At 51.1% G+C, this 25,995-nt stretch carries 21 protein-coding genes; 7 read left to right on the forward strand and 14 right to left on the reverse strand.

Annotated elements, in window-relative coordinates; all coding sequences use genetic code 11:
- Positions 1 to 206: 206 nt before the first annotated feature.
- Both BN3911_RS13155 and BN3911_RS13160 read right to left on the reverse strand, forming a co-directional pair.
- A complete protein-coding gene (locus tag BN3911_RS13155; RefSeq protein WP_187127753.1) occupies positions 207 to 740 on the reverse strand; it encodes a GNAT family N-acetyltransferase in 534 nt (177 codons plus the stop codon).
- 99 nt (positions 741 to 839) lie between these two features.
- Entirely contained in the window at positions 840 to 1,592 is a 753-nt protein-coding gene (locus tag BN3911_RS13160) for a GNAT family N-acetyltransferase (RefSeq protein ID WP_066866395.1), read from the reverse strand.
- Between the two features lie 473 nt (positions 1,593 to 2,065).
- Between BN3911_RS13160 and BN3911_RS13165 the strand changes: the two genes are divergently transcribed.
- The 4 genes from BN3911_RS13165 to BN3911_RS13180 all read left to right on the forward strand — a co-directional run bounded on the left by BN3911_RS13165 (position 2,066) and on the right by BN3911_RS13180 (position 8,963).
- Positions 2,066 to 3,073 (forward strand): hypothetical protein, encoded by a 1,008-nt coding sequence (locus BN3911_RS13165; protein WP_066865016.1) that lies wholly within the window; start codon positions 2,066 to 2,068, stop codon positions 3,071 to 3,073.
- Between the two features lie 37 nt (positions 3,074 to 3,110).
- Positions 3,111 to 4,568, forward strand: a complete 1,458-nt coding sequence (locus BN3911_RS13170; RefSeq protein WP_066866397.1) for an MBOAT family O-acyltransferase — start codon at positions 3,111 to 3,113, stop codon at positions 4,566 to 4,568.
- A gap of 178 nt (positions 4,569 to 4,746) precedes the next feature.
- Positions 4,747 to 5,457 (forward strand): RNA polymerase sporulation sigma factor SigK, encoded by a 711-nt coding sequence (gene sigK / locus BN3911_RS13175; protein ID WP_066866399.1) that lies wholly within the window; start codon positions 4,747 to 4,749, stop codon positions 5,455 to 5,457.
- Positions 5,458 to 5,639: 182 nt separating this feature from the next.
- Entirely contained in the window at positions 5,640 to 8,963 is a 3,324-nt protein-coding gene (locus BN3911_RS13180; protein WP_066866400.1) for a hybrid sensor histidine kinase/response regulator, read from the forward strand.
- Between the two features lie 112 nt (positions 8,964 to 9,075).
- Here BN3911_RS13180 and BN3911_RS13185 read toward each other — a convergent pair whose 3' ends face one another.
- From BN3911_RS13185 to BN3911_RS13215, 7 genes are all read right to left on the reverse strand, one after another.
- Complete coding sequence (locus BN3911_RS13185) at positions 9,076 to 10,362, reverse strand: O-acetylhomoserine aminocarboxypropyltransferase/cysteine synthase family protein (protein ID WP_066866402.1); 1,287 nt, start codon at positions 10,360 to 10,362, stop codon at positions 9,076 to 9,078.
- Positions 10,363 to 10,402: 40 nt separating this feature from the next.
- Positions 10,403 to 10,840, reverse strand: a complete 438-nt coding sequence (locus BN3911_RS13190) for a hypothetical protein (RefSeq protein ID WP_066866404.1) — start codon at positions 10,838 to 10,840, stop codon at positions 10,403 to 10,405.
- 503 nt (positions 10,841 to 11,343) lie between these two features.
- The gene (locus BN3911_RS13195) at positions 11,344 to 11,898 is read right to left on the reverse strand and encodes a 2-oxoacid:acceptor oxidoreductase family protein (protein WP_066866406.1); all 555 of its coding nucleotides are present in this window, start codon (positions 11,896 to 11,898) and stop codon (positions 11,344 to 11,346) included.
- The gene (locus BN3911_RS13200; protein ID WP_066866408.1) at positions 11,895 to 12,650 is read right to left on the reverse strand and encodes a thiamine pyrophosphate-dependent enzyme; all 756 of its coding nucleotides are present in this window, start codon (positions 12,648 to 12,650) and stop codon (positions 11,895 to 11,897) included. Before BN3911_RS13200 ends, BN3911_RS13195 begins: the two co-directional genes overlap by 4 nt.
- A gap of 115 nt (positions 12,651 to 12,765) precedes the next feature.
- Complete coding sequence (locus BN3911_RS13205) at positions 12,766 to 13,821, reverse strand: 3-methyl-2-oxobutanoate dehydrogenase subunit VorB (protein WP_066866410.1); 1,056 nt, start codon at positions 13,819 to 13,821, stop codon at positions 12,766 to 12,768.
- Between the two features lie 102 nt (positions 13,822 to 13,923).
- Positions 13,924 to 14,130 (reverse strand): indolepyruvate ferredoxin oxidoreductase subunit alpha, encoded by a 207-nt coding sequence (locus BN3911_RS13210; RefSeq protein ID WP_066866412.1) that lies wholly within the window; start codon positions 14,128 to 14,130, stop codon positions 13,924 to 13,926.
- A gap of 68 nt (positions 14,131 to 14,198) precedes the next feature.
- Complete coding sequence (locus BN3911_RS13215; RefSeq protein ID WP_066866414.1) at positions 14,199 to 14,864, reverse strand: hypothetical protein; 666 nt, start codon at positions 14,862 to 14,864, stop codon at positions 14,199 to 14,201.
- Positions 14,865 to 15,606: 742 nt separating this feature from the next.
- Between BN3911_RS13215 and spoIVB the strand changes: the two genes are divergently transcribed.
- Together spoIVB and spo0A are read left to right on the forward strand one after the other, a co-directional pair.
- On the forward strand, positions 15,607 to 16,668 hold the full coding sequence (gene spoIVB / locus BN3911_RS13220; RefSeq protein ID WP_147578608.1) for a SpoIVB peptidase: 1,062 nt from the start codon (positions 15,607 to 15,609) through the stop codon (positions 16,666 to 16,668).
- A gap of 147 nt (positions 16,669 to 16,815) precedes the next feature.
- Entirely contained in the window at positions 16,816 to 17,580 is a 765-nt protein-coding gene (gene spo0A, locus BN3911_RS13225) for a sporulation transcription factor Spo0A (protein ID WP_066866418.1), read from the forward strand.
- Between the two features lie 263 nt (positions 17,581 to 17,843).
- Here the strand turns inward: spo0A and BN3911_RS13230 are convergent, their stop codons facing one another.
- The 5 genes from BN3911_RS13230 to BN3911_RS13250 all read right to left on the reverse strand — a co-directional run bounded on the left by BN3911_RS13230 (position 17,844) and on the right by BN3911_RS13250 (position 24,396).
- Positions 17,844 to 18,347 (reverse strand): GNAT family N-acetyltransferase, encoded by a 504-nt coding sequence (locus tag BN3911_RS13230; protein WP_066866420.1) that lies wholly within the window; start codon positions 18,345 to 18,347, stop codon positions 17,844 to 17,846.
- 176 nt (positions 18,348 to 18,523) lie between these two features.
- On the reverse strand, positions 18,524 to 19,693 hold the full coding sequence (locus BN3911_RS13235) for an MFS transporter (protein ID WP_066866422.1): 1,170 nt from the start codon (positions 19,691 to 19,693) through the stop codon (positions 18,524 to 18,526).
- Positions 19,687 to 20,766 carry an ROK family protein gene (locus tag BN3911_RS13240; RefSeq protein WP_147578609.1) on the reverse strand — a complete coding sequence of 360 codons (1,080 nt, stop codon included), beginning with the start codon at positions 20,764 to 20,766 and terminating at the stop codon, positions 19,687 to 19,689. The genes BN3911_RS13235 and BN3911_RS13240 overlap by 7 nt, the downstream gene beginning before the upstream one ends.
- A gap of 89 nt (positions 20,767 to 20,855) precedes the next feature.
- Positions 20,856 to 22,625: an ABC transporter ATP-binding protein gene (locus BN3911_RS13245; protein ID WP_066866427.1), complete on the reverse strand. Its 1,770-nt coding sequence runs from the start codon at positions 22,623 to 22,625 to the stop codon at positions 20,856 to 20,858.
- A 1-nt stretch (position 22,626) separates the two neighbouring features.
- The gene (locus tag BN3911_RS13250; protein ID WP_066866429.1) at positions 22,627 to 24,396 is read right to left on the reverse strand and encodes an ABC transporter ATP-binding protein; all 1,770 of its coding nucleotides are present in this window, start codon (positions 24,394 to 24,396) and stop codon (positions 22,627 to 22,629) included.
- A 456-nt stretch (positions 24,397 to 24,852) separates the two neighbouring features.
- On the opposite strand from BN3911_RS13250, the gene BN3911_RS13255 reads away from it, so the two are divergent.
- Positions 24,853 to 25,848, forward strand: coding sequence for an SPL family radical SAM protein (locus tag BN3911_RS13255; RefSeq protein WP_066866431.1), 996 nt, complete (start codon positions 24,853 to 24,855; stop codon positions 25,846 to 25,848).
- The last annotated feature ends 147 nt before the right edge of the window (positions 25,849 to 25,995 follow it).

The following is a 25,995-nucleotide window of genomic DNA, read 5'->3' on the forward strand; positions in this document are numbered from 1 at the left end:
TCTCTTCTCCTATTCCGTTCTCTCCAGTACAGATGGGTTCTCAAAGGGAAAGTACCGTTCTCCGGATAGTTTTTCCGCCGTACTCCATCTCCCTACCGCTTTTTAGTACAGGCAGAGAAGTAAAAGCGTTCCAGTGGAACGCCTTCCGACAATCAGTTCCCTCTGGGACGGCTTTTACTCAGGCTCTTTCAATTCAGAAACTCTGATTACAGCAGGTTTCCCCTTTCATCATAAAAAGCGTCACAGTAAATCAATTTCCCCGAAACCTCGTTTTTCACTTTATCGTCTAAAAACAAGATTTGAATATGGGCGTTTTCAAAAGGATTATCAGATACGGTGATTCCATAAGGCTGTCCGCTCTCAAAGCCAAACCTCGAATAATATGCGCCGCCCAGCAATACAATCCAGGGATAACCGGCGCTTCTGGCTCTTTGAATGCTCTCTTTTACCAGACAGGAACCTACGCCTTGATTCTGATACTCCTGCCTTACCCCCAACGGACCCAAAGCCAAACCTTTACTTTCACCAATCGACGCCATTGTCAGCGCATTGTAGCCGATGATCTTATCCTTTTCCCGCGCAATAAAGCAGAGGCCCGGAAGATACCCCTCCGAACGCAACACTCTTTCTGCAAACTCCCATTCGTTGAAAATCTCATCACTTTCTTTCCGAAAAAAAGCGCTTTTCAGTGCATCCTTCGCTTCCTGCAGATACTGAATTTCAAAAGTTTCTATCTTCACAATTTTCTCCTCAAATCTCCTCAAGCTTTTTTGCTGCTTTACGCACGTTCTTTTTCCTTGTCAACTCGGGGTTGAAATACAAAAACAGACGAATAACTTTCATTTTTTAAGAATCCTTTGCAGACTGGTCATATCTGGCAGCAGATTCACCGTTTGAAATTCCCCTTTATAAAACACAGCCCAGTTATTGAATACACAGGGCAATTTCTTTGCCTTTTGCAGGCTGTCCACCGGACAAAAGGTGACGGGAACTTCGTTTTCTTCGCAGTATTTCTTTATCGTCTCCACATTTTGATAGACAAAAGGACACTGCATCGTATAGTAAATCGTCAGTTCTTTGTTGGGAATTATTTCGTTTTTTGCCGTGGATGCAAACCGAGGTTTTGTACCGTCAAAAGAAAGCGCAAGCAATTCATATCCCGAACCGACAGTATCCACAGTCTCAAATCCAAATTTTTTTGCAAACGCCTGGTCAGAAAGCCAGGCTTTCTGTTTCTTGGCGCCCAGCATACAAACGCCGGATTTTCCATGATTCCTGGCATCGGATAAGCAGTACTCCATCAGCATTCTTCCGTACCCCTTCCCTTTTTCGCTGCCGGAAACCCACAAGCAGTACAGATATAAATAATTGTCGCCGATGACAGGAACCCATGCTGTTTCCAGAGGCGCATACTCGATAAAAACCGTGGCCTTTGCATTCAGCTTCCGGAACACATGCCCTTCCCCCAGCCGCTCCGAAAGCCATTGCCGTTTCGCCTCTACTCCGGGGTGGAGCTTTTTGCTGCGGATAATGCAGCATAAATGCTCCTCCGAAAGATTTTCAGCCGTCAGATTTACAAATTCAGCATCCATAGATTTCCTCACTTTCACGTCCGCTTATCGCTTTAGCCCTTCAGGACTTGTTCTTTCTTGACATTCTACCACACTTTTTTCTATCAGAAAAGAGGAAAGGGCTGCCAAACATTTCATAGGTTAGCATATGGATGAAAAGCCTTGTAAATAGTACATTCGGCCATAAACCCTTTGTCCGTCCCAACTCTTTTAAGACTTAAATTACGGCAACTGTTGGGGTGAAATAGTTGCCTGCGAATCCAAATATTCCCCTGGTTTTGCTATAGAAAAGCTCCCCTCGAAGAGCCGCAGGAGAAGAGAGGGAAGAGAGAGAAGAAGAGAGGGATCTAACTGGATATTAAACCCATAGTGTTCCAGCCTCTTTCATTGACGTCAAAGGGGAATAATGATAGAATGAACTGAATTTTGCAGGCACAAACGGTTGGAAAGGAAGGATTCTCATTTCATCTATCAAAAAAGAACTCACTGCACTTTTGTGTTTGTTGACGGCACTGATTCTTTTCTGTGCCGGGTTTTCTTCTGTGCTGCTCCCCGAACGTCTCGATTACGGCGCTACCTGGGGAATGTATGAAAAGGAAAAGAAGCATTCGGTTGATTTCATGTTTTTCGGGTCTTCTCTGGCTTATTGCGATATCATCCCCTCTGTAATCTATGAGGATACCGGGCTCACCTCCTATGTAATGGCCGGCCCGGAACAGACCATTCCACTGACTTACTGGTATTTGCGGCAGGCCTGTTCCACACAGTCTCCAAAAGTGGTATTTATCGAGGCCACCGGCATGTTCTTTTCCAGCCATTCCAAATCTGTCAAAATCAACCTCACCTATATGCCGTGGAGCATCAACCGGTTGGCCCCTACTTTTACCGAAGCAAGTGAAGACGAACGGGCCGGCCTGTTATTTCCCCTGTATGCTTACCACGACCGCTGGGACAGAATGACCTGGGACGATTTTTCCAGGGGCATCCTGGGCTACGATCCCGACCCTTTGGCGGGATATACCTTTCTGGATGCTGCCAAACCCATCGAAACCATAAAGGACAGGCCTTTTGAACTCCAGGAAGATCTCTATTCCCGCAATTTGAAATACGCTGAAAAAATAGCCGCTTTTTGCAAAGAACGGGACATTCTTCCCATTTTCTATCTGACTCCCAACACTTCCCGGCCAAGCGCCGAACTCACCGCGAAGCTCAGAACTGATTTTGAAGGTCTGGGTGTGGAGTTTAGGAATTATAACGATGCTTTCGATTCCCTGAACCTCGATCTTTCCACCGATTTTTTTGATACTTTGCATTTCAATTACAGAGGAGCCTGCAAGTTCTCCGCATATTTGGCTTCCGAACTGAAAGAATTCGGCCTCACTCCCTCTGCAGATGCTGACGCGGCGCTCTGGCAGGAGCGCATCCGTCATTTTTCCGCCCTGAAGGACAAGGCGGACAGCGGCCCCGTCAAGCTCAGCGGCGCGGCGGATACCCCATCGTGAGCCGGTTCACGCAGATTACACGAAAGGGCGGTTTTGTTTGAATTTCAATTCGCTTTCCTACCTCATCTTCCTGGTGCTGAATATTGTCGTCTATTATTTGCTTCCCGGCAGATTCCGGAATCTCCAGCTGCTTGCAGCAAGCTATTATTTCTACATGTGCTGGAATCCCAAATACGCTCTGCTCATGCTGTTTTCTACCGCCGTCACCTATTTTTGCAGCCTGTTTGTGCAACGCTCCGTGTGGGGCAAACGGCGGTTCTGGCTGGTTCTCAGCCTCCTGCTGAACCTTGCCATCCTGTTTTTCTTTAAATACTACAATTTCGCTTCCAACGTGGTCACCCGGGCCCTTTCCTTCGCCGGACTCCAGATGGACATCCCTTTCCTGGATGTGCTTCTTCCGGTAGGCATCTCCTTCTATACCTTCCAGGCGCTCGGCTATACCATCGACGTGTACCGGAAAGATATTGAAGCTGAAAAAAGCTTTATTGATTACGCGCTGTTTGTCTCCTTTTTCCCCCAGCTTGTCGCCGGACCCATTGAGCGTTCCGGGAATATCCTGCACCAGCTCAAGGAATACCACCCCTTCCGTTTCGACAACATCAAAGAGGGGATTCTTCCCGCTCTGTGGGGGCTTTTCAAAAAGGTCGTGGTCGCCGACAACCTGGCCGTCATCGTCAACCAGGTTTACAACTCGCCCAAAGAGCACACTGGGGCGGAGTTCCTGGTTGCCACTGCCGCCTTTGCCTTTCAGATTTACTGTGACTTCTCCGCCTATTCCGACATTGCACGGGGCTCCGCAAAAATGCTGGGCTTTAACCTGATGCAGAACTTCAACTGTCCCTACTTTGCCGTATCCATCAAGGACTTCTGGCGGCGCTGGCACATTTCCCTGTCCAGCTGGTTTAAGGATTACCTTTACTTTCCCCTTGGGGGCAGCCGCTGTTCCAAATGGCGGCACCGACTCAATATTATGATTGTGTTCGCCGTCAGCGGCCTTTGGCACGGCGCCGCCCTCACCTTTGTGGCATGGGGCCTTCTCAACGGACTCTACCAGGTCCTTTCCGACCTGTTTCAGCCGGCCAGGAAGAAGCTTCTCTCCCTGCTTCACATTTCCGATGAGAACAAGGGATACAAAGTGTTCCGGATCCTTGTCACCTTCTGTCTCACCTGCCTTGCCTGGGTATTGTTCCGGGCCAATTCCCTGTCTGACGCCATGCAGATCTACGGCGCCATCTTCCGTATTCCTCTGTCCGGCATTCACGGCAGCCTGGCCGCTTTCGGCGTTTCCTTCCCCACCCTGGTCCTCATGCTCTTATGCGTTCTCGCCCTGCTTGCCGCCGACTGGTTTATCCACAACAGGAAACTCCCTCAGAAACTGAACAACACCCTCGTCCTGCGCTACGCCGTCTATTTCATCCTGATCGCCGTCATGCTCCTTTTCGGCTCTTACGGCGACGGCTACGACCCTCAGGATTTTGTCTATTTCCAGTTCTGACCTCCCACTCCCCACTCCCCACTCCCCCTCCGCTTGAGTTCCCGGAGCCTTCTTCTTTGCTCCTTTGCTTCGTTCTTAACTGATTTCTGCAGAATTCTTCTATCGATTGCAGGGTACAGGCACTTTCCCCTTCCATAGCTCATAAATATGAATCATCACGGATAAGGGGATTGAAATTATGTTTTTATCACAGCTCTTGAACTTTCTCTCCAGTATCGTCTATCTGATTTTGCATGTAACCGGGGGAGGCACTTTCCCAAAAGCTCTTTCCGCCGCCCAGGAACGGGAATGCCTGCAGCAGATGGCCCAGGGAAGCCAAAGCGCCCGGCAGACTCTTATTGAACACAATCTGCGGTTGGTAGCGCACATCATCAAGAAGTATTATGCAAATCAAAACGACCAGGAAGATTTGATTTCCATTGGGACCATCGGCCTGATCAAAGCCATCGACAGCTTTGATGCGGGCAAAGGGATCCGGCTTTCCAGCTACGCCTCAAAATGCATTGAAAATGAAATTCTCATGTTTTTCCGCAGCGGGAAAAAGACCGCGCAGGACGTCTCTATCAACGAGCCCATCGACACCGACAAAGACGGAAATGCCCTAACCATACTTGATACTATGGCCACTGACGATACTATCATCGAAAATATAGATATCAAAATGAAAAGTGAACGCCTCTATGGTTTTATCCAGCACGCTTTGACACCCCGGGAGCGGGAAATTATACTTCTGCGCTATGGCCTCTGCGGACACAAACCTCTCCCCCAGAGGGAGGTCGCAAAACATTTAGGCATCTCCCGAAGCTATGTATCCCGTATAGAAAAAAAAGCTCTTGAAAAACTGAAGGACGAATTCGACGCCGGAGAAAAAATTTCTGTTCGGAAATAAAGCCAGGTGATATCGCAAACCGTTCGCAGTTCAACAGCAAACCAATATAAAAAGCTGATACTGCCCCACCACTTTCTCATTTGGGAATTTATCATTCCCTGCCTTGACGGCAGAGACACAATCAAGTATCATAAATACGACGTATTTTTCACATATTCGGGGGAGAGAGAGGGCGGGAAAACTTGGATAATCAATCTGACAACAGCTTCGGACAACGCCTGGAAAAGGCAAAATCACTCGCAAGCCATCTGATGCATTTGCATTATTGTGAGGACAGCGCCGAAGAAGTTGCCCGTTATTTGGCACCGCAGGTTTCATGGCTGGGCGCCGGCGAGGGGGAATATCTCGTCGGGCATGACGCGGCCGCAGAAATGTTCCGGCACTATCAAGGCTCTATCCCAAAATGTGAGATTTCGGGGGAAGAGTACGATGTCGTCACACCCGTCCCGGGTATCTATGTGGTGACCGGCCGGATGTGGATTACTACCGCGCCCGGTGTAAAGATGTATCTGAGGGTACATCAGAGAGTGACCTTTGTCTTCCAGGAGACAGAACAGGGGCTGCTCTGCGCCCATATTCACTGCTCCAATCCGTACGAGGATATGGTGAGCGGGGAGCTTTTCCCGGAAAAAATCGGCAGGCAGTCCTATGAGTTTGTTCAGGAGCGGCTGGCAGAGCTGGAGGCCCAGACCCTCCAGCAAAACCGTCAAATGGAGGTTGTGATGTCCTCCATCGCTGGAGGGCTGAAAATCAGCAGGGATGACAGTGCTTATTCCTACGCCTTTGTAAGCAAAGAAGCCGCCGCCCTGTTCGGCTATACGGTGGAAGAATTTATGGAAGTCACAGGCGGCACTGCCGTTGGCGCTGTCTATCCGCCAGACCTGGAGCAGGCCTTGGCTGACTGCGAAGAAGCTTTCCGGGACGGCGGCCTCTCCTACTCCACCCGATATAGGGTACGCTGCAGGGACGGCAGCCTGAAGTGGATTATCGACAGCGGAAAAAAAGCAAAGGACTCAGAGGGCTGCTGGATGGTCAACAGCCTGTACCTGGATATTACCCGCGCCGAGGAGGACGCCCAGCGGCTGAAAGTCCAGTCTCAGCTGCTTGCCAGTATCTATGACACGGTACCCTGCGGCATTCTTCGTTTTGTGTACCACAACAGCGATGACTGCGAACTGGTCTCCCTCAACCGTGCAGCCCTCTCCCTCTTGGGCTATCAAAGCATGGAAGAAGGTCTCAAAGACTGGAAAAACGGCGTTTTGGGCAACGTGCTGGAAGAAGATCGGGAAATGCTTCAGCAAACCTACAGGCTGCTCCATAAGGTGGGCGACCGCCAGGACCGGGAATACCGCGCCCTGTGGCCGGACGGATCTATTCACTGGCTGGACGGCACCACCATGATTGTGAGCCTTACTCCGGAAGGATGCCCCGTGATGCAGCGGACAGTGGTGGATATTACCTCTCGGGAACGCCTGCAGCGGCAGCTGGAGCAGGAGCAGGAAATGTACCGCGTTGCTATGGAATCCAGCTCTGACGTCATGTTTGAATATCTGTTGGATACCGATACCTTTATCAGCTATGAGCCCAAGTCTCCCCAGGGCGTAGTCCGCCGCGAGCTGCCCAATTATTCCCAGCTGCTTCAGGACAAATCCTTTATCCATCCGGAGGATGCCCCTATGGTGCTCGACAATATCTGCAACGGCCGGGGAGAAATGTTCGAAGTACGGGTCATCACGCCGGATACCGCTCCCGGGGACTACCGATGGCATCAGGTAAACAGCAGGCTGATCCGGCACGAGGGGCACCCCAGCCGTGTAGTGGGGACAATCCGGAATATCCACGCCATAAAAGAGACCCTTTCAGAAAATACGGAACGCCTGCATATGAGCCAGTCGGCGCTGCAGGTTATCAGCGGCGTATATGTGGGCATTTTTTATGTAAACTTAACCGAGGATCATTACTACGCTGTTCGTCTGCCCCAGCTCAGCGATTCCCTCTCCTTTTCCCGCACAGGCAGCTATTCTTCCGATTTTTGCAGCCGCCTGATCCCCCACATAGGCGAATCCGACCGTTCCAGGATATTGCAGCTCTTCAGCAGGAATACACTTTTGCAGGATTTTCCCAAAACCAGCTATCAGACAGAAGTGGAATTCCGCCAAAGCGACGTTTCCAACTCCAACTGGATGCGCCTGGGAATCTATCCCGTCTCTATGGAAAAGGCTGAACAAAAAATTGTGATTATCACCCTGCGTAACGTCAGTGAAGAAAAACGGCAAGAATTGGAGCGTCAGGCAGAGGAGAAGGCGTCAAAGCAGGCGCTGGAAGCCGCTTATGAGGGGGCGAGACATGCAAACCAGGCTAAAACGGAGTTTCTTTCCCGCATGAGCCACGATATCCGCACACCCATGAACGCCATCCTGGGAATGTCGGAGATTGCCAGGCGCCATCTGGATAACCCGGACAAGCTGGATGACTGCCTGACCAAAATTCAGGTATCCGGCGACCATTTGCTGAGACTGATCAACCAGGTCCTGGACATGTCCAAAATTGAATCGGGCAGCACATGCCTCAGCGAAAACGGTTTTTTGCTCAGCACCATGCTGGAGAACGTGCGGGAAATTATCCTCCCGGATACTCAGCGAAATAATCAACAGTTTACGATGCATACCTGTTTGACGCATGACTCTGTCTGCGGTGATGAGACGAGGGTACAGCAAATCCTGCTCAACCTGCTCACAAATGCCGTAAAATATACGGGAGCCGGAGGCCACATCTCCCTTTCTGTAGAAGAAAAGCCATCCGGACATTCGGAAGTCGGCTGTTTTGAGTTATCCGTAGAGGACGACGGCATCGGTATCGCTCCGGAATTTTTGGAAAAAATGTTTGTCCCCTTTGAACGTGCGGAGGATCCACGGATACGCACAGTTCCGGGCACAGGCCTTGGCCTCTCCATTACCCAGAACCTGGTGCAGATGATGAACGGCACTATCCGGGCTGAGAGCGGCCTCAATCAGGGCACCCGCTTTACCGCAACCATATTTCTTAAACTGGAGGAGCAAAGCTCTTCCTTTGTTCCCTGCGAAGCCCCGCATGAGGAATCCTCCGCTTTTCCGCCCGGAGTAAGGATTCTTTTGGTGGAGGACAATGAAATTAATCGGGAAATCGCCTGGGAACTGCTCTCTATGGCGGGTCTGGAGGTCGCCTGTGCCGTTGACGGAAGACAGGCCGTGGAACTGTTCCAGGAAAACCCGCCGGACACCTACTCCCTGATTCTCATGGATATCCAAATGCCCGTGCTCAACGGCTATGAGGCAACAAGGGAAATCCGAAGCATGGCGCTGCAAAGGCCGGACGCCGCCCGTATCCCCATCATTGCCCTTACGGCCAACACCTTTGCCGACGACGCCTATCGTGCCCGTCAAGCCGGGATGAACGAACACGTGGCAAAGCCGCTTGAGGTAAACAGTCTTCTTGCCACCCTACACCGCTGGCTTCCCTGCCCGTAATTTTCAACATGAAAAACAAATAGCTACTCATAGAAAAAACCGGTCTGTCAGCCTGCTAATAGGCTGACAGACCGGTTTTTTTCCTATTCTTTCAGGACAAGGTTTTCCGCCGTCAGACCATCTCAAGCGCCTGGGAGAGATCCTCCAGCAAATCCTCAATGTGTTCCGTACCGATGGAAAGGCGGACTGTGTTCCCACGGATACCTGAATTCAAAAGTTCCTCTTCCGTCATCTGTCCATGTGTGGTGGAAGCCGGATGAATGACCAGGGATTTCACATCCGCAACATTGGCCAGAAGGGAGAAAATTTGAAGTCCGTCGATAAACCTTTTGGCAGCCTCCGCCCCGCCTTTGATCTCTACGGTAAAAATGGAAGCGCCGCCTCTTGGAAAATATCTGCGGTAAAGCTCGTAGCCGGGATTGCTTTCCAGGGAAGGGTGGTTCACCCGCTCTACTTTGGGATGACTGTTCAGATAATTCACGACCCGCAGAGCATTTTCCACATGTCGTTCTACCCGAAGGGAAAGGGTTTCCAAGCCCTGAAGAAACAGAAAAGCATGGAAGGGCGACAGTGCCGCGCCGGTATCCCGCAGCAAAACCGCACGTAAATAGGCAGTAAATGCAGCGGAGCCGGCGGCCTCTTGAAAACTGATTCCGTGATAACTGGCGTTCGGTTCTGAGAGCTGAGGAAATTTTCCAGAGCTGCTCCAATCAAAACGCCCGGATTCCACCACCACGCCGCCCATAGCCGTACCGTGCCCGCCTATAAACTTGGTGGCGGAGTGTACCACCAAATCTGCCCCGTATTCGATAGGACGCAGCAAATAGGGCGTTGCAAAGGTGCTGTCCACTACCAGAGGAATCCCATGGGCATGGGCGATTTCGGATATTTTTTCCAGATCGATCAGGTTTGCATTGGGATTGCCGATGCTTTCCACAAAAATCGCCTTTGTATTCGATTGCACCGCTTGTTCAAACCCAGTTTCCTTCGCTGGATCCACAAAGCTCACCGAGATTCCCCGGTCCGGCAGGGTATGGGTAAAATAGTTGAAGGTTCCTCCGTAAAGAGTAGAAGCGGCCACAATATGATCTCCGGCCTTGGCCAGCGCCTCTATGGTATAGGCAATGGCAGCAGCGCCCGAGGCCACGGCCAGGGCGGCCGTACCGTTCTCCAGCGCTGCAATTCGTTTTTCGAACACTTCCGTCGTGGGATTGGTCAGCCGGCCGTAAATATTTCCCGCATCCGTAAGCCCGAACCGTGCCGCCGCATGGGCGCAGTTTTCGAACACAAAGGATGTACTGGCATAGATGGGAACCGCTCTGGCCCCGGTTGCGGGATCTGGCAGCTCCTGCCCCGCGTGGAGCTGTAGCGTTTCAAAATGAAGCGATCTATCTGACATTTCTATTTCATCCTTTCTGTACTGACGGAGAACCGTCTGTTTAGCCTATGTTTTCTGCATCCGTTCTAAAGGCATGCAGGTGCTCTTTCAATTCCAGCAATTTCCAGAAGACCTTCGGATTCCATTCTACTGTCCCAGTCTCCGCGATGAAATTGCGCAGCAATTTCCAGAAGACTTTCGGACCCCATTCTCCTATCCCAGTCTCCGCGATGAAATTGCGCAGCAATTTCCAGAAGACTTTCGGACCCCATTCCCCTATCCCTGCCTCCGCGATGAAATTGCGCAGCAATTTCCAGAAGACTTTCGGACCCCATTCTCCTATCCCAGTCTCCGCGATGAAATTGCGCAGCAATTTCCAGAAGACTTTCGGACCCCATTCTCCTATCCCTGCCTCCGCGATGAAATTGCGCAGCAATTTCCAGAAGACTTTCGGACCCCATTCCCCTATCCCTGCCTCCGCGATGAAATTGCGCAGCAATTTCCAGAAGACTTTCGGACCCCGAAAGTCTTCTGCATTCGTCCATTCCGAAAATTACGACGCAGCATCAATTGGAACAATCCCTTCATCAGCTGCCTCCTTTAATTTTAAGTTTTCCTATGGGATTAGTATGATTATAGGCAGTCTCTTTCCTTTTGTCAAGTTTTCTTTCCGTATTGACTTCTTCTAAGATTTTGTCATTTAAAAAGCCGGCATACGGAACCGCCTATTTTACAGGCATTCCCGCCCTGCGCCAAAACCAGCCGTAAGACGGAAACCATCCATAGCCGGAGGTATAAAACGTAAGTACGTCGTCCCTTTTTGAATCCAGCAGCAAAAAGAAGCTTCCGCTGATTGCTTGCCGCAGAAAAGCCCGAAACAACAGGATACCAGCCTCGTAAGTTGCGCCGCCATCTCCCCGAGCGGCCCTCTTTCACCGCTTCTTCTAAAAAAAGAAGTAGGAAGCGGTTACATGCCGCTTCCTACTTCTTTCAATTGCCGGATTACTGTTCTGCGCCCAGCTTTACAGCCTTGCGGTTGAACTCCAGCATATCGGCCTTGCGGGCCGGAATGCACTTTTGAATCGCCTTGTCCAGAGTCTCTTCCTTGCAGAAGCCGTAGTCTCCTTCCGCCATGCAGACCTCATGGAACAGCTTTCCGATCAAAATCATATTGGCGAGGCCGCTTACGCCGTTTTCTTCGGCCAAGGTGGAGGACGGCACATAGTACACGTTTATATCTGTACGCTCCACTTTTTTATCAATCAGGCTGCTGTCCAAAATGACCGTGCCGCCCGGCTCCACCGCATTGATAAATTTATCCAGAGAGGGCAGGTTCATAGCCACCAGCACATTGGGCGCCGTGACCAGAGGGGAACCGATGGGTTCGTCAGAGATGCACACGCTGCAGTTGGCCGTGCCGCCGCGCATTTCAGGCCCATAGGAGGGCAGCCAGGAAATTTCCTTGTTTTCAAGCAAGCCGGCATAAGCGGCCACCTTACCTGCAAACAGCACGCCCTGCCCGCCGAATCCGGCAAAGACCATATTCAGATCTTTCATTTCACCTTAACCCCCTCTTCAATATCCTTGTAAACACCCAGCGGATAATAGGGAACCATGTTGTCCTCCAGCCATTTTACCGCCTCAATGGGAGAAAGCCCCCAGTTGGTCGGACAGGTGGAAAGCACTTCTACAATGGAATATCCCTTGCCGTCAATTTGATTCTGGAATGCCTTCTTAATGGCCTTCCTGGCGGCATTGACATTTTTTACATTGTTGACCGCCACCCTCTGGGCAAATGCCACGCCGTCCAGAGTAGAAAGCATCTCACAGACCCTGACAGGGTAACCAGCCGTATTGGTATCACGGCCGTAAGGAGTGGTCTGGGTGACTTGCCCCGGCAGGGAGGTGGGCGCCATCTGGCCGCCGGTCATGCCGTAGATTGCGTTGTTGATAAAGATTACGGTGATGCTTTCGCCGCGGGTAGCGGCATGCACCGTTTCCGCAGTACCGATGGCGGCCAGGTCGCCGTCGCCCTGGTAGGTAAAAATCACATTGTCAGGCCGGGCACGCTTAAGACCCGTAGCTACAGCCTGAGCCCTGCCATGAGGAGCCTGCACCATATCGCAGGAAAAATAATCGTAGCACATTACCGAACAGCCCACGGACGCAACGCCCACGGTTTTCCCCTCCACGCCCAGCTCATCCAGGGCCTGAGCCACCAGACGGTGGACGATTCCATGCGTGCAGCCGGGACAATAATGCAGCGGAGCATCCGTCAAAGAAGACGGTTTCTGAAATACAATAGCCATAAGGTAGATCCTTCCTTTCTTACACTGTGCTGCAGCCAGATTGCGCAGCCAAAATCCGGGATATCTTGAACCCGAAGCGTAAAAACACGTTTGCTTTGATATGTTCGCTTCTTCTTTATTTGAGAAGCTTTTCTACCTCGCCCAGAATTTCTGCGGGAGCCGGAATCATACCGCCGGTACGGCCGTAAAAATGAACCGGTACCCTGCAGTCAATCGACAGCTTCACATCGTCTACCATCTGGCCCATGCTCATCTCTACAACGAGCATCTGTTTTACGTGGCCGGCAGCCTTGCGCAGAGCGTCCACAGGGAAGGGCCACAAGCTGATGGGACGGATCAGCCCCACCTTCAGGCCCTTTTCCCGCGCCTTGTTCACCGCGCCGCGGGAAACACGGGAAGAGGCGCCGTAAGCCACGATCACCAGTTCAGCGTCGTCCACCAAATACTCTTCCACACGCTGCTCATTCTTTTTCACAGTTTCGTAGCGCTCAAAACGCTCCTTCACCAGCTCTTCCAGCTTATCCGGCGTCAAATACAGGGAATTGATGATGTTATGCGTACGCTTTCCGTCGTGGCCGCTTGCCGCCCAGGGCTTCTCAACAGGCTTCTTGGCCCCTTCTTCCGGAAGAACCACAGGCTCCATCATCTGGCCCAGCATGCCGTCCGCCAAAATCATGGCGGGCATACGATACTTGTCTGCCGTATCAAAGGCATCCGAGACCAGGTCTACCATCTCCTGTACTGTGGAAGGGGCGTAGACCAGCAGCTGAAAGTCACCGTGGCCGGTGGCCTTGGTGGCCTGCCAATAATCCGCCTGAGAGGGTTGGATACCGCCCAGACCAGGGCCGCCGCGCTGCACGTTGATGATAAGCGCCGGCAGGTCGGAGCCTGCCATATAGGAAATGCCCTCGCCCTTCAGGCTAATTCCGGGAGAGGAGGAGGAGGTCATGGCGCGGATGCCTGCCGCCGAGGCGCCCAGCACCATGTTGATGGCTGCGATTTCAGATTCCGCCTGCAGATATGTACCGCCAATTTTGGGCATCCGCTTGGACATATGTGCAGCCAGCTCCGTCTGAGGAGTGATAGGATAGCCGAAGAAGTGATGGCAGCCAGCCCGGATAGCGGCTTCAGCCAACGCCTCGTTGCCCTTCATCAATACTTTTTCCGACATAATGAGTTCTTCCTTTCTTGCGCGTATCGCGCAGGCGCTGTACTTGAGGAACCGGAACTCTCTCCGTACCCGCCAGGACCGCGCAGCCAAATTTTACCGCAATTATTTCTCTACCGTGATGGCTGTATCAGGACACATGGTGGCGCATGCAGCGCAGCCGACGCACTTATCGGGGTCGATAAGCTTTGCCGGATGATAGCCCTTGCTGTTGAGCTTATCCTTTGCCAGAGCGATAATTTTCAGCGGGCACGCGTTTACACACATGGAGCAGCCCTTACAGACTTTCTCGTCCACAATGATTCTTGCCATTTTATTTCCCTCCTTGGCTAAATCTACCTTCTATAATAAACTTTATGGAAAACATAATGAATCTGCCTTTATTCCCAGAGAAAGCGCACAAGCCGGCTGATCTTTCTGCAGCCCGCCGGCAGCTGCGCCTCCTTCTCCAACGCAAAATCGGGAACTGTGGAATAAAGCAGCGGCAGCCCGGTCAGACGATGCGTCTCTTCCGCATAGGGCATGGAATCCAGCACGGTGGAAAGCTTCGTCTCCACGCCCAGATGGGAATTGTTCACAAGGCCCGTAGCCTTTAGACGCGAGGCCGACTCAATTTCCCGCAGCAAAGCCGCGGCTTCTTCCGGCTTCTGAGAAAGCACCCGGTAACGGTTGATCACATAGAGCATTTCATAGCCGGCCGCCTCCATCTGTTCATGCAGGCCTCCCAACGCAGTGATGCCGGCATCATCTCCGCCCACATCAAGGAACACCTGTCCCCCGCCCTCAAAGATGGAATAGATCTCCGGCGGCAGAGTCGGCGTATCCAGCGTGGTGCCCGCAAACACCGGGGCTATCAGCCGGATTCCCCTGCTTTCCAGCAGCTCTCCATATTCGGAGGAGCGGAAATAAGGGTTTACAATATCCATATCCACCACAGTGACCTGCCCGCCTTCCTGTGCGGCCTCCAGCGCCAGATTCAGCGCCAGATTAGTCTTGCCGCAGCCGTAATGCCCGCAGACCACTGTGAGTTGCAGTTTCTTTTGCATACTCGGTTTCCTTTTTTATCTCTCACTTTTCGGCCTGTTGGCCTATTGTTGCTTTTGGAATTACAATATATAGTACCACAAACACATCCTGAGTTCAACAAAAAATGCTACTTTAAAGTGGTAAAATATTGGAACAAATACGATTTTCGTCACTTTTCATAGTTTCATTTAAAAACAGTTCACAATTGACTTACAGAAAGTTTAAATTCTCCTGATACTCCCTTCATATTTATCCGGTAGACTAATGTCATCGAAAGAAAGGGAGGCGATATTACCGGAATTGGAAAGCCAGTCCATACTTCGTTAACTTACTTTCTTTAATCATACTGTCCTTCTATCGGGCAAGAACGGCAGCCGTCGTTCCGCCCAGCGTCCGATAGATGCGGCAGACCAAAAATTCCACCCCTGTGAAATTCACAGGGGTGTTTCTGATTTTATTTTAAAATTAGCCTGTACTTTCCTTCTTCGCGCCACGGAATTCCCGTTCCAAAAAAAGGCTTCCCGCTGAAACTGCGGCTTCGTGCCAATTCGCTGGATACTGTAACTGAATGTGGGCCGAATTGTTAAAATAAAATTCAGACCTGGTGGAACAGTAAAATTGGGCGGAAAAGAAACCGTTTCTTTCTTTTCAATCCTGGCCCCGAAGGGAGTGAAAAATATCAAACGATTTAAATTCAATCAAAAATCAATTGCAAAAGCCATTCGGACGTTTTCCCTTTCGGTAGGAGCAACAGCAATCTGTATGCTGACTGCATCCGGTTTCCTTGGTCCGGGACTTCCTGCACAGGGCAATGTGCTGGAGGCCTCCGCTTTTAACAGCAGCGGAACTTTAAAGGACAGCGGCGTCATAGCAGCTTCCTCTCATGAGGAAACCCGCTATGTGATTCCTCTGGGCACCACCTTTGGAATCAAGCTGTTTACCGACGGTGTTATTGTTGCCTCTCTTTCTGACATTTATACGGAAACCGGCCTTTGCTGTCCTGCCGCCGAAGCTGGGCTGCGTCCGGGAGATTACCTTCTGGAGGCCGATTCCAAGCTGTTGGAGAGCAACACAGATCTCGCAAGGATCATCGGAGCCAGCGAAGGCCGTGAGCTGCGTCTCAAGGTGCGCCGTGAAGACGAGGTATTTGAGACCTCGGTGACGCCTGTTTATGGAGACGGATCATTTAAAACCGGCATGTGGGTGCGCGACAGCGCCGCAGGCATCGGAACCCTCACCTTCTACGACCCTAAAACCGGCATTTTTGCAGGTCTGGGCCACGGCATCTGCGACATGGACACCAGCGGCATCATGGCCCTGAAAAGCGGCGAGCCCGCAGAAATTACGCTTTGCGGAATCACCAAGGGCGAGGTCAACAACCCAGGTCAGCTCAAAGGTTACTTCTCTTCAGAGGAAGCGCTGGGAACCCTCCTTGCCAACAATGACGCCGGAGTTTACGGCACGTTAAGCACCGTGCCCGCAGGCGCGCCGATTGAAGTACTCTCCCGGAAAGACGTAAAAAAGGGAGCTGTACAGCTTCTCTGCAGTCTGGATCAAAACGGTCCTCAGCTCTATGACGCTCAAATTGAGAAGACCGGTCCTGCAGATCAGAAGACAAAAAACCTCGTAATCAAGGTTACTGATCCGAGGCTTCTCTCTCTAACCGGAGGAATCGTACAAGGCATGAGCGGCTGTCCTATTCTGCAGGATGGCAAGCTTGCCGGAGCAGTGACTCACGTGTTCACGGAAGACCCAACCACAGGATATGGTATATTCGCAGAGACCATGTGTGAATATGCTGTTGGATTTGGTTTGTCGAAGTAAATCGAAGTCTTAGAATCTCCGATTTTCGGCGGCCCTTCGCTGTTTTTCGTCAAGTTATTTTTCCTGATTTTTCCCGTAAACCTCTTGCCATGCCCGCAAGCATATGGTAAAATCGTATCACTTCAAAAAAATACCAGGAGGTTCGTCATGGAAAAACAGCTAAAATTACTGATTAGTACGGAAGACGGCGAATGGGGCCGTGAACCGATGCAGAGATTGGCGGAAAAAGGAGGAGTAGCCGTCTTCGTCAAGCGGGACGGAACAGAGCTGATACGACGGATCAAAGACGAAAAGCCACAGGTCGTCCTTATGGATATGTTTATGCCCGGTTATGACGCAATGGGTGTGATGCACGCCATTTCAGAAGACACCGCCACAGAAAAACCCATGTACATAGTCGCCGCTTCCTGCCCAATGCCCAGCCTTGAACGGGAACTGATCAATCAGGGAGCCACCTATTTTGCAATTTCCCCGTTCAACAAAACTGAGATGATCGAACGCATCTACTCCCTCTATTCCATGAAGGGCAAACATTTTGAAAGCGAACCCTCCAATCCTTCTCTCCGGGTCCAAGTCACGGAAATCCTTCACCAGATCGGCGTTCCTGCTCATATAAAAGGTTACCATTATCTGAGAGATTCTATCATGATGGCCATAGAGGATCCTGAAATCATCAATGCAGTGACAAAGCAATTGTATCCCAGTGTGGCCAAGCAATATAATACCACCAGTTCCAGAGTAGAGCGCGCCATTCGCCATGCCATAGAGGTGGCTTGGGACCGCGGAAACGTAGATGTTCTGAACTCCTATTTCGGATACACCATTCACAGCTCCCGCGGCAAGCCTACCAACAGTGAGTTTATCGCCATGATTTCCGACAAACTTTGCCTTGAGATGGCCAGTGCTTCCTGACATTCATAGCATACTTGATTACGACAAATTTTTTGTCGAAATTTGTGACCTAACATCACTTTATTGTAAACAAAATGTGAACCGACACTAAATATAGTACGGAATCCAAGTTGATATAAATTTGGATTCCGTACTTTTTTCGTTTTTTATACAATTTGTCTATTCCATTATTTGCTGTTACTGCTATTTCATCAAGATATTCGGTTTCGTGCTTGGGTACCTTAAAAATCCGCCCATTGCAGAATACAACGGGTACTATCGTTTTATGGCAATTCTTTTTGCATTACTACTGCTGTATAAGTATCTTTCTTGCTCTCTATACCAATTTCAACAAATCCGTTCTTTTTCCAAAAAGCTTCACTTTGTCTGTTCCCCTTGGCAAAAGCCAAACGGACACAAGAATATCCCAGTGTTTCAATATAGGAAAAGCATTCGTTGATAATGGAGGTGCCCGTCCCTTTACCTTGATCGGATTTATCAAGCATAAATAAGCCAATAAAGGCTGTAGAGGAATTGGGGTAATCCAAAATCAAATCGAGAATGGCTACGAGTTTTGTATGGCGGAAAAACCCGATATAATATTTATCTTTATAGGTCTTGTTAGGCGGCAATGCTCTCATATCCTCAATAATACTCTCTTTCGTTACAAACGGTGGACAATATTGATAGTAGATAGAGTTGGTAATAGACAAGTCATAAATTGCATTTATATCTGTTTCTGTTAAAAAACGCACGACAAATTCACAAGACAGCTTGGTGATGTCCAATTTATTCCCTCCAAACATTATTATACGTTATTATACATCAGGAATAGATCTACTCACAAGTCAGAAGTATTCAAAAGAAGGTGGGACGGTAAAGTCCTTTTTCAAAATTTCATTCACTTTCTGCACGCTGGGAAACTTCCCAAAAAAGAAGCGGGACCCTCGCCGCTTCTTTTCGCTTAGGCAAAAGTGTTTACACTTCGGCGGGTAGTGCGCTCTGTGCAGAAGACCAGCAGCAAAGCCAGCAGCAGCAGGAAGGCTGGAAAGAAAAAGAGGCCAAAAGTTCCTGCCGCAGCTCCAAACAACGGCGGCATAAAAGTGGAACCCAGATAGGCCGACGCCATCTGAACCCCCATCATGGCCTGTGAAAGGTCTTTGCCAAACACCTCAGGCGTACGGTGCAGCATGGAGGGGAATGTGGGCGCACAGCCAATGCCCACAAGGCAGATGCCCAAAAACAGCTTCCATTGGGGCAGCGGAAGAAGCAGAAGCAATACGCCGCAAAGGACGCAGGCCTCTCCGGTACGGATCAGCGTCCCCGTCTTTATCCGGATTGAGACAAAGCCTGAAACAAGCCTTCCCAGAGTGATCCCAAGAAAAAACAGAGAGCTTAAGGCAGCGCCGGTATCCGCGTTGACTCCATAAACCGAAACGGCGAAGCTGCTGGCCCAAAGATTGGCCGTGGTCTCCAGGCTGCAGTAGCAAAAGAATCCCAACAGTGCCGGCTTCGCGCCGGGAATCCGCAGCACTTGCCGCAGGGGCAGGCTCTTCACCGCAGCCTCTGCCTTCAACTGTGCACCTGAAGCCTTCTTCCAAAGCGGCAGGGTAAGAACCAGCACCAACACAAGCGCCGTCTGCAGAAGGCCGATGGTACGGTAGCCCATGCGCCAGCCGCCTTCCTTGGCCAGCCAAACGGCCATGATCACCGGCCCGCTGGTGGCGCCGATTCCCCAAAAGCAATGCAGCCAGTTCATATGCATAGCCTTATAATGGAGCGCCACAAAATTGTTCAGGGCAGCGTCTACTGAACCTGCGCCCAATCCCAGCGGTACCGCAAGCAGGCAAAACCATATTGCAGAATCGGAAAAACCAAAACCCAGCAGCGCCGCAGCAGTCAAACCTACGCTCACCAAGGTGACTGTTCCGGTGCCGAATCGTTTGATCAGCCTTGTGCTCATTAGGCTGGAAATCACGGTGCCGCAGGAAACGATCATGGAGATCACGCCCGCAAAGGAAAGCTGTACACCCAAATCCGAATGAACAGCAGGCCAGGCAGATCCCAAAAGAGAATCAGGGAGTCCCAGACTGATAAAAGAAATGTAAATGATTATGAGCAATACAGTTAACATCCTATTTTCTCCTTATTTCCAGCTTTCCCTGCAGCCTCCCGCGCCCAATCCGTAGGATCTCCGAACAGCTGGCGGCGAAGCGCACGCAGCAGGAGTTCTTCTATTCCCAGTTCATAATCCTTTTCCGGACTGGACAGAATCTCAGCGAATACCTCATATCCGCCGCCCAGACGAGTCCTTGCCCGTTCCAGGATGGGCTCTCTGTCCTCCGGTATGAAAAAATCCCCATAGAGCGCACATCTACCGGGAGCAGCTACGCTGCACACAATCGCCAGCAAGTCCCCTACTGCCGACCGTACCTGGTCTCTGTCTTCATAATCCAACGCAAACCAATCTGTGCCAAAAGGCAGAGATCCTATCTCGCCGGCAAAGCTGCAATGCCCCAAATAGGGCGAGCCATTGACAATCAGGCCCATCCCCGGAGGAAAATTCCGAGGAAAATATATCCCCGATACCGGATAGGAACAATTCCCTTCTCCGAACAGTCTTCTGTAATAGCCATAAACCGTGGCATTGATATCATTGTAGAACACTGCGGGCACCCCGTATTTTTTGCGGCAGCCCTGCAGCAGCTCCGTCCCCAGCAATGTTTTATGGTCACAGAGGGTGATCTCTTCCCCCACCGCCTCTCCCGGCAGCCCAAAACCGATCAGCCGAATCCCGGCAACAGCCTGGAATGCCTTTTCCAACATTTTTCCAAAGCTATCCGGCTGGAGTAGATTGAACCAGGCGTTGTCCTGATAAACGCAGTTCCCCAGCAGATCGATCACATGCAGTCTGACCAGGCTTCGGCCCCGGTCTTGAAAACTGTAGAGTGCCAGCGCGTGCCCATAGCTGCCCCGATACCGGTACAATGTGGAAGGACGCCCTCCCTCTGACGGCATCCTCCCCTCTTCCTCCGCCTCGCCGTTCTCCTGGAGCCCTGCCAGCACATTGTTTACCGTCATCTGACTTAGCCCAGTCTCCTGTGCCAACTGATATTTCGTCGCCTCACGCAGTTTCCACAGCGCCTGACGTATCCGGCTCTGGTTCACTTTGCGAAGCAAGGGTGCATTCGCCTTTTGCAATTTCATACCTCCCCATTTATTAATTCACTTATTAAAAGTATTATAATAAGTGAATTATACAAAGGCGAGCTTGTTTTGTCAAGCTCGCCTTTGTTTCAGCTTTCCAGCTGTGCCGTATAGAGATGGTAATAATTCCCTTCCTGCCGGAGAAGCTCTTCGTGAGTGCCCATCTCCGCAATTCCCTTGTTGGAGATGTAAAGGATGCGGTCGCAGTTTTTAATGGTGGAAAGCCGGTGAGCAATGATAAAGGAAGTTCTCCCCTTCAGCAGCGCCTGCAGGCCTTCCTGAAGCAGCCGTTCCGTCTTGGCGTCTATGGAAGAGGTGGCCTCATCCAGCACCAGAATTTTCGGATCGGAAAGCAGGGTACGCGCAAAGGCGACCAGCTGTTTTTGGCCCTGGGAAAGTCTGGAACCCCGTTCGTTGACCTGCGTGTAATACCCGTCTTCCATTTCACTGATAAACTCATGGGCACGTACGGTTTTGGCCGCCGCGATAACCTCCTCGTCCGTGGCGTCCAGCCTGCCGTACCGGATGTTATCCATAATGGTTCCGGAGAAAATGAAGCTGTCCTGCAGCATGATGCCCATCTGAGAACGCAGGGAATGCAGCGTCACTCCGGCAATGTCGTGCCCGTCCAGCAGCAGCCTTCCGCTGTTGATATTGTAGAACCGGGAAATCAGGTTGACCACAGTGGTTTTTCCCGCGCCGGTGGGGCCTACCAGGGCGATGGATTCTCCCGCCCTCACCTGAAGGTTGAAATTTTCCAGGATATTCACGGCGCCGTCATAAGAGAACGTCACATTTTCAAAGGTGACGTTGCCCTGGATAGGAGGCAGCTCCGACGCATCCGGAGCGTCGTCCACAGTGACCGGCTCGTCGATCATTTCGAAAATACGCTCCAGATACGCCACTGCGTTGATAAAGGTGTTATACAGGTTGGCCAGGTTCAGGATAGGCTGCCAGAACCTCCAGGCATAGGAAGAGATGGCGATCAAGGTGCCGATCTGTACCTGCGGCCCAAGCATCATCAGCCCTACAAGATACATGGCGCCCACCACCCAAGTGGAGATATTGTCCACGGAGTACCACACCAGGTTGGAGGTGTACTGGGCCTTCATCCAGGTTTTATAGCAGTTCTTGTTGAGTTTGTCGTATATCCCGGCGTTTTCCTCTTCCCGGGTGAAGGCTTGGGTGATCTTCATCCCGTCCAAGCTCTCATGGAGGTAGGCGTTCAGGTTGGAGCTCTTGTTGGAAACATCCTGCCAGGCTCTTCTCTGGGCAGGTTTAATCAGCAGCACCAACACCAGGAACAGCGGCACGCCCGCCATCACGATCAGCGCCAGTTTGACGTCGCAGGCGAACATGAAGATTGCAATGAGGATCAGGTTGAAAATTTCCAGCACGAAATTGATAATGCCGTTGGACAGCGCATCGGACACGCTGTTTACATAATTTATCACACGGGTGAGAATTTTCCCATGTGGCCTGTCGTCATAGAACTGGAAGGAGAGCTTCTGCAGATGCTCAAACAGATCCTTCCTGATGTCATAGATGATCTCCTGCCCCACCACGATCATGTATTTGGAACGCGCCCGGGCAAACAGGATGGAGAGGATGATGGATACCAGCATCAGCACAGACAGCAGCACCAGCTCGCCTATATTCTTTTCCGGCACCGCCACGTCGATTGCCCGCTGAATCAGCAGGGGACCGACCAGGGCGCAGGCAGCGGAAATGGCGGAATAGAGCAGGGACAGTATCATTTTTTTCTTGTGCCGGCCAATGTACACACCGGCGCGCAGCAGGTGCTTTATATTAAACGGGGTTTCCAGGTTTTCGTCTACGTCAAACCGGTTTCTCGCCATTTCAAATCGCCTCCCCTTCCGTCTCTTCCATGCCGTTCTGCAGCAGGAACACTTCCCGGTAATAGCCGGGTTTCTTTGAAAGCTCCTCATGGGTGCCGTATTGGGTGATTTCCCCATGCTCCAGCACGGCGATCTTATCCGCACGTTTGGTGGTGGAAATACGCTGGGCCACGATGATTTTTGTGCAGGGGAAGTCCAGGCTGGAAAGCTGCTCCTGAATATATTTTTCGGTCTCCAGGTCCACCGCAGAGGTGGTGTCGTCCAGGATCAGGATGGATGGCCGGACCGCCAGAGCCCTGGCCAGGGCGATCCTCTGCTTCTGACCGCCGGAAAGCCCGGTGCCGCGCTCTCCAATCACCGTATCAAATCCATCCGGCAGCTTTTCCGCAAAATCCACATCCGCCATTTTTGCAAACCTCTTAACCTCCTCTTCAGAGAGGGAGGTATCCCCATAGGCAATGTTCCCGTCTACCGTGTCGGAGAACAGGAACACCTCCTGTGTGGCCAGCCCCACGGAGGCCCGAAGATCGTGCAGGGGATACATTCCTACCGGCACGCCGTCCACACAGACCTCCCCCTTCGTCACGTCGGAAAACCTGGGAATCAGGCTGACCAGAGAGGACTTCCCGGAGCCTGTGGGACCCATAATGGCCAGAGTCTCGCCCGGCGCTACATGCAGGCTGATATCCTTCAGCACCTTTGCACCGTGAAGCGTCAAGTCCACATTCCGGAACTCCACCTCCCCCCTCAGTCTTCCTTCCACCTTTTTTGCATCTGCACGGGAAGTGATGGTGGATTTTGAATAATAGAGCTCAATAATCTTGTTGGCGCTGGCAAAAAAGCGCTGCAGGTCATTGATATGCATCCCCAACATGCGCATGGGGTTGGTGAGCGTCCAGCAGAGGGAATTAAAAAGGGTAAACGTCCCGATGCTGATGCGGCCCCAAATCAGGAAAATACCGCCTACCAGCAGAACCGCAATGGCCAGAGACTGGGAAACCCCGTCGATATAAGGGCTGAATTTCAGCCACAGCAGGGAAGCCTTGGTATTGGCCGTCTTATAGGCTTCATTTTTTTCGTCAAACTTCGCTATCTCATAGTTTTCCCGGGCAAAGGCTTTCACCACCCGGTTTCCGGAGATGTTTTCCTGCGCGCTGGTGTTCAGCTGGGAAAGCCTCTCCCGCAGGTCCACATAGAGGGGCTGCACCTGCTTGGCAAAACGCTTTGTCAGCAGGAAAATGACCGGCGTCACCACCAGCAGCGACAGGGCGAACAGCCAGTCCGTCACCAGGAAGCAGATGGAGGTGGTGAGAAACAAAACCGTACAGTCGATGAGCTGGCGGATGATCCAGGCGACCATAAAGCGCACCATATCCATGTCTCCGGTGAGGCGTGTCATCAGGTCCCCGGTGCGGTTCCGTGAATAGAAATCCTGGTCCTGCTCCTGCATGTTCCGGTACAAGTCTTTCCGAAGCTTGTAAACCAGTTTCTGAGAACAGGTTTCATAGGTGATTACGGAAAAATAGGCCATCGTTGTGCGCAGCAGCGTGTAGCCGATGAGCACCGCCACCAATACAATAAGGCGCTGCCTTGCCTCCTCCGTCACCTGCCCCGTCTCCATCAGCGGCTTGAATACCGTGTCCATAATGTTCGCCGTGATGAGAGAGGTGCCAAGCACCATCACCGCCAGCACCACCGTGGAACACAGCGCCGCTATGTACCGTTTCCGGCAACCCTCCAGATTCTTCCAGACCCATTTGAGCTGAAACATAATTTTCCTCCTCCCTTTACCGCACCTCAATTTGAATGCGGAAAAAGAAATTGCATCAAGCTTCAACTATTATAGCGGACAGGCCAAAAAAGGAAAGAGGATTTGGCAAATTTCCTTTCGGCAGAGTGCCGAATTTTGCAAGTTATCCAGCGCTATTTTGCACAGTAATCCCTTACATCCGGTAAATCCGAAAAGAATCCTGGTATTCTGCGCAAATTATTCCCAGAATCCTGCACAGCGCTTTCTCTTTCGGAGATGGAACAAGCGCCGTACAAATCCAATCTGACCTATGGTTCTTCTGTAAGAAACACAGCTTCTTTTTCCTTTAGAATAGAAGTTAGGCCAATAAACCGGCAGACGGCGCCCAATAAAAACACGCTTTCATGCGCATACTATCAATTATTTTCAATGGCAGGCTTTCTGCAGACAGGCCTGCCACCAGAAAAGGGGATATTCATGAAATTCGACGCCGTGTATTATGAACCCGACAGCCTATCCTATCCGTTGGGAGAACAGCTGAAGGAACAATTCTCCGACTTGCCGTGGATCCCGGTGGAGAGCCACAACTCCATAGAGGAAATGAGGAAGAAGGAAAATGCCGAGTTTGGGAGAATGAAGCGGAATTTAGTCATCGGGATTCGCAAAACTCATAAGTATACAGAGAACCATAAAGTATCTGATTATCTGGTTCCCTACACCTCCTCCGGATGCAGCGCCATGTGCCTGTACTGTTATCTGGTATGCCACTACAACAAATGCGCCTATCTCCGCCTCTTTGTCAATAGGGAGCAGATGCTGGAACGCCTGATCAAAAAGGGCCGGAGCAGCCCTTCCCCGCTGACTTTTGAGATCGGCAGCAACAGCGATCTTATCTTGGAGAACACCATAACCGGCAATCTTTTATATACGATACCCCGTTTTGCCAGAGAGAACGCCGGCATGCTTACCTTTCCATCCAAATTCCACATGGTGGACAGCCTGCTCGAACTGCCTCATGAAGGAAAGGTAATATTCCGTATGAGTGTGAATCCACAGCCGCTTATCGCCCGATATGAGCTTGGAACTTCCAATTTAAAGAAAAGGATAGCGGCGGTGAACAGCATGTGCGAGGCCGGCTATCCCTGCGGGCTGCTGCTTGCGCCGGTTATGCTGGTGGAGGGGTGGAAAGGGCTGTACACAGAACTTTTGGAGCAGCTCAGGACAGGCCTGACCGAAAAAATGCAGAGACAAATGTTCCTGGAAATTATCCTGATGACCTATTCCTTTGTACACCGTGCTATCAACAACGCCGCCTTTCCAAACACTCCCGATTTATACGACAGCAGCCTGATGATCGGCCGGGGAAAGGGAAAATATTGCTACCGGCCAGAAGCAAGGGCAGAAGCGGAATTATATTTGCGCACCGAGATAAAAAGAATTCTGGGAAACGTCGCAATTCGTTATATCAGCTGACGCAGCTAGAACTGCTTCCCGCCGCCACCGGCAGCTGGGAAGAAGGATTGACTCCTTTTCTCTCAAGAAAAATTAAAAAAACGGAATGAAAAGCTTGACTTTCCAAATTTTTTTGGTATAATAACTATTGCTGTCCGATAGTACAGC

Source organism: Neglectibacter timonensis, assembly GCF_900048895.1.
Taxonomy (GTDB): Bacteria; Bacillota; Clostridia; order Oscillospirales; family Acutalibacteraceae; genus Acutalibacter; species Acutalibacter timonensis.